1 protein-coding gene is annotated in these 544 nt (G+C 68.0%); it reads right to left on the reverse strand.

Going from position 1 to position 544, the window contains the following annotated elements:
* Window positions 1-544 (reverse strand): glycoside hydrolase family 3 N-terminal domain-containing protein (locus ACXJKJ_RS31815; protein ID WP_457395709.1); only part of this gene is annotated, 544 nt, incomplete at both ends.

The following is a 544-nucleotide window of genomic DNA, read 5'->3' on the forward strand; positions in this document are numbered from 1 at the left end:
GACCACGGCAATGCGCTTGAGGTTGCGTGACAACGGCAGCACGCCATCGTTCTTCAGCAGCACCAGGGAGTGCTGCGCGGCCTTCAGGGCCAGCGCGTCGTGCGCCGGGGCCTGGTTCACCGAGGCCGGTATCCGTGCCCAGCGCACGCGCTCGGGCGGATCGAACATGCCCAGCCGCATCCGCGCGGTGAACAGGCGCGTCACCGCATCGTCGATCTCCGCTTCGCTGATCAGCCCCTGGCGTACCGCGGCCGGCAGCGTGGCGTATTCCTGGCCGCACTCCAGCTCGGTGCCGTTCTTGACCGCCAGTGCCGCGGCGGCCTCGCGGCTGGGCACGATTTTGTGATGCTTCCAGATATCGACGATGGCCCAGCAGTCGGACACCACGTAGCCCTTGAAGCCCCAGTCCCGGCGCAGCACGTCGCGCAGCAGGAACGTGCTGGCGCTTGCGGACTCGCCGTACACCCGGTTGTAGGCGCCCATCACCGCGTCGACCTGGCCTTCCTTCACCAGCGCCTCGAAGGCCGGGAGGTAGGTGTCATAC

The organism is Roseateles sp. P5_E1, from assembly GCF_054049335.1.